This is a genomic window from Chamaesiphon sp., from assembly GCF_041737865.1.
GTDB lineage: Bacteria > Cyanobacteriota > Cyanobacteriia > Cyanobacteriales > Chamaesiphonaceae > Chamaesiphon.
In genome coordinates, this window is record NZ_JBGSQZ010000011.1 from 1 (window position 1) to 3384 (window position 3384).

Consider the following 3384-nt stretch of genomic DNA (forward strand, 5'->3'; position numbering starts at 1 on the left):
CTGTTCAATTGACGTTACAATCATGTCACTATTTTTTTGAAGGGGACAGGGATATTATCGCTGTCTTTTTTACTTTTGTCCCTTTCCCTCACGTCACCCTCCCCGTATAAATGCACTCCCCCATCCCTTAACTACGCCCGACTCGATCGATACGATCGACTCTTCGCGTTAGGATAGGTTGTAGGTTGGGTAGAGTGAAGCGAAACCCAACACCACAGATATCGATCGCTACTGGTATTTTACCAGCGATATCAACATAAAGATCGCGTCGGGTTGTGGTGAAACGATTATCGTTGTCGCTCGATCTAGCTTGTGGAGTTAATCGCTATTACTGCCCCTAGGTCGCTTTTCGCTGCTATTGTGATGTCGATTCGATCTAGTATAGCTTCAGATTTTGGTTGGTTAAAAAGCGGCTGACGCTCTTCTGACTTCCACTCCAATTCCAGTTTATCGATACAGACGATCTTCTCATCGGTTGGTGGCTCGATTTCAACTTCCAGACTACCATCTGGAGATTGTCCATCAGCCAATTGTTCCAAATACTGATTCAGCGTCAAACCCACATCCTGCGCTTGCTCCCGCAACCTCCCCAACAGTGCAGTAGGAATTCTAATCGTTGATGCTAGTGATATTATTCCCGGGTGTTGTATAAATCCGTAAGCTTTTGAGGAGTCTGTGAGTCTAATCCTGTCGGTACACCAAGATTCATACGAGTTTCATACAATTGTAGTGCTCTACCTTTTAGTCCACCAGCTTTAATCATTTTTCTAAATAAGTCAAACTCTCCTTTCGTGAGATCTACAGATTAATGTAGGGTGTGTTAGGTGCAGCCGTAACGCACCAATGCTCAATTCCAGAGATCTGATTTACGATCGCTATTTATATAAATTATGGAACCGATAAAACGTCAGAAATTAGTCGAAGCTGGCTGGAAAGTGGGTAGCATCGCTGAATTTCTCAAACTCACACCAGAAGAGACAGTGACGATCGAGATTAGATTATCATTGAGTAAATATCTAGAGAGTTTAAAACAACAGGCTGCTAAAGATCTTAGTTCCGATCGATCGCGAATTCCTAAGTTAGAATCTGTCGATCCATCAGTATCGATCGATCTATTAATCAGATCTCTATTATTAGTTGGGGCTACTCGTGAAGGTATCGCTGCGGCAATATCTGGGCAATCTGTGGTTTGACGCTCTCGATCTCCCTGACGCTAATGTATCCTACAGCTAAAAGTACGAGTTATAACTTCTGAATATGACATCTTACTGGGATCGAGAATTATATATCAAAGCTTGTCGATTTGCCGCACAAGCGCATCGGGGACAACTCCTACCAGGTAGCAATTTACCGTACCTGATGCACTTGAACTTAGTGAGTATGGAAATTCTCGCCGCGCTGAGTGCCGAATCTGGACATAATGGAGATTTAGCAATCCAGTGTGCCTTACTGCACGATACGATCGAGGATACGGCTACCAGCTACGAGCAGATCGAGTCGATATTCGGTATTGGTGTCGCCGATGGTGTAGCTGCTTTGAGCAAAAATCCAGGCTTAGCCAAGTCCCAGCAACTAGTTGATAGTCTCCAGCGGATCGAACGACAACCGATCGAGATCTGGATGGTAAAATTAGCAGATCGGATTACCAATCTTCAGCCGCCACCCCGTCATTGGACGCACGAAAAAATTATCCGCTATCGTGAGGAAGCGATCGAAATTCACACGCATCTACAGGCGGCTAGTCCCCTCCTAGCGTTGAGATTGACAGAAAAGATCCAAAACTATCCAGTTTCCTCATCGATCGCTCCCCAGACACCGTAATATGAAGAGATTAGATAAATATTTGAGATCGTCATAAATTGTGAAAGCGATTACTTTACTCGGTTCTACTGGCTCAATCGGGACTCAAACCCTAGATATCGTCGAACACAACCCCGATAAATTTCGGATTGTCGGACTGGCGGCGGGTAGCAATGTCGAGCTATTAGCTCAACAGGTACGGAAGTTTCGTCCTGAAATTGTGGCGATTGGAAATGAAGCCAAGTTACCTGAGTTCAAAGACGCGATCGCCAATTTAGACTACCATCCAATTATCGTCGCTGGGGCGCAAGGCACGATCGAAGTCGCTGGCTATGGCGATGCTCAAAGTGTTGTAACTGGCATTGTCGGCTGTGCGGGACTCTTACCCACGATTGCCGCGATTAAAGCAGGTAAAGATATCGCCTTGGCAAATAAAGAAACCCTGATCGCTGGTGGGCCAGTCGTGCTACCTTTAGTCGAGCAACATGGAGTCAAATTACTCCCCGCCGATTCCGAACACTCAGCTATTTTCCAATGCTTGCAAGGTGTTCCCCCTGGTGGATTGCGGCGGATTATCCTCACAGCTTCCGGTGGTGCCTTCCGCGATCTCCCTGCTGAGAAATTAGCCTCAGTGACCATTGCAGACGCGCTCAAGCACCCGAATTGGTCGATGGGTCAAAAAATCACCATTGACTCTGCCACGCTGATGAATAAGGGTTTAGAGGTGATTGAGGCGCATTATTTATTTGGATTGGGTTATGAGGATATCGATATTGTCGTCCATCCTCAGAGTATCATTCACTCACTGATCGAGCTGCAAGATACATCAGTTTTGGCACAGTTGGGTTGGCCAGATATGCGATTACCGCTACTATACGCGCTATCATGGCCCGATCGCATCCCCACTGATTGGCAGAAATTCGATCTCGTCAAAGCTGGCGATCTGACTTTTAGAGCACCCGATCTTCAGAAGTATCCTTGTATCGATTTAGCCTACGCCGCCGGAACAGCGGGTGGCTCGATGCCAGCAGTACTAAATGGCGCAAACGAGCAAGCAGTAGCACTATTTTTAGCAGAAAAAATCCACTTTCTAGATATCCCCAAAGTTATCGAAAAAGTCTGCGACAAACATCGCACCGATTTCACTTTGACTCCAAGTTTAGATGATATTTTAGCCGCAGATATTTGGGCGAGACACATGGTAATCGAATTTAGTCAGCAGGTGGCGACAAAGACACTCTAGTTACGAAAGCCTATATCGTTCAGAATAGAGACGGCGAATTTGCAAGCATTAATTTTGCTGTTGCTAATGATGGCTTTCGGAAAATGGGCTGGGGGATCGTCCCCTTCAGTCGGCTAGACAATGCCCGATTACTAGATCTAACACCAGAAGATGTGGTTGTCGGATTTATTGAAGATGTCAACGCCGCATTATTTCAATTAACCTGAGTTCGATGAGGCTACGCCTCATCGAACTCAGATGGGATAACATGTCCAGATTAATAGCAGATTCGATCTGAATTTTGGCACAGTAAAACCCACCATTAAGATGATTAATAGTTGAAAATATTGAGTTTAATTAAG

At 45.4% G+C, this 3384-nt stretch carries 5 protein-coding genes; 4 read left to right on the top strand and 1 reads right to left on the bottom strand.

Going from position 1 to position 3384, the window contains the following annotated elements; genetic code table 11:
• Window positions 1-305: 305 nt before the first annotated feature.
• Window positions 306-584, bottom strand: coding sequence for a hypothetical protein (locus ACEW9J_RS00590; RefSeq protein ID WP_373543212.1), 279 nt, complete (start codon window positions 582-584; stop codon window positions 306-308).
• A 306-nt stretch (window positions 585-890) separates the two neighbouring features.
• On the opposite strand from ACEW9J_RS00590, the gene ACEW9J_RS00595 reads away from it, so the two are divergent.
• The 4 genes from ACEW9J_RS00595 to ACEW9J_RS00610 all read left to right on the top strand — a co-directional run bounded on the left by ACEW9J_RS00595 (window position 891) and on the right by ACEW9J_RS00610 (window position 3249).
• A complete protein-coding gene (locus tag ACEW9J_RS00595; RefSeq protein WP_373543213.1) occupies window positions 891-1193 on the top strand; it encodes a transcriptional regulator in 303 nt (100 codons plus the stop codon).
• Between the two features lie 64 nt (window positions 1194-1257).
• On the top strand, window positions 1258-1821 hold the full coding sequence (locus ACEW9J_RS00600; RefSeq protein WP_373543214.1) for an HD domain-containing protein: 564 nt from the start codon (window positions 1258-1260) through the stop codon (window positions 1819-1821).
• Window positions 1822-1861: 40 nt separating this feature from the next.
• Window positions 1862-3043 (top strand): 1-deoxy-D-xylulose-5-phosphate reductoisomerase, encoded by a 1182-nt coding sequence (gene dxr, locus ACEW9J_RS00605; protein WP_373543215.1) that lies wholly within the window; start codon window positions 1862-1864, stop codon window positions 3041-3043.
• An 83-nt stretch (window positions 3044-3126) separates the two neighbouring features.
• Window positions 3127-3249 carry a hypothetical protein gene (locus ACEW9J_RS00610; protein ID WP_373543216.1) on the top strand — a complete coding sequence of 41 codons (123 nt, stop codon included), beginning with the start codon at window positions 3127-3129 and terminating at the stop codon, window positions 3247-3249.
• The last annotated feature ends 135 nt before the right edge of the window (window positions 3250-3384 follow it).

Bases quoted from the DNA above. Each gene is read 5' to 3' on its own strand.
- ACEW9J_RS00600 (WP_373543214.1), top strand. From the start codon at position 1,258: ATGACATCTTACTGGGATCGAGAATTATATATCAAAGCTTGTCGATTT.
- ACEW9J_RS00595 (WP_373543213.1), top strand. From the start codon at position 891: ATGGAACCGATAAAACGTCAGAAATTAGTCGAAGCTGGCTGGAAAGTG.
- ACEW9J_RS00610 (WP_373543216.1), top strand. From the start codon at position 3,127: ATGGGCTGGGGGATCGTCCCCTTCAGTCGGCTAGACAATGCCCGATTA.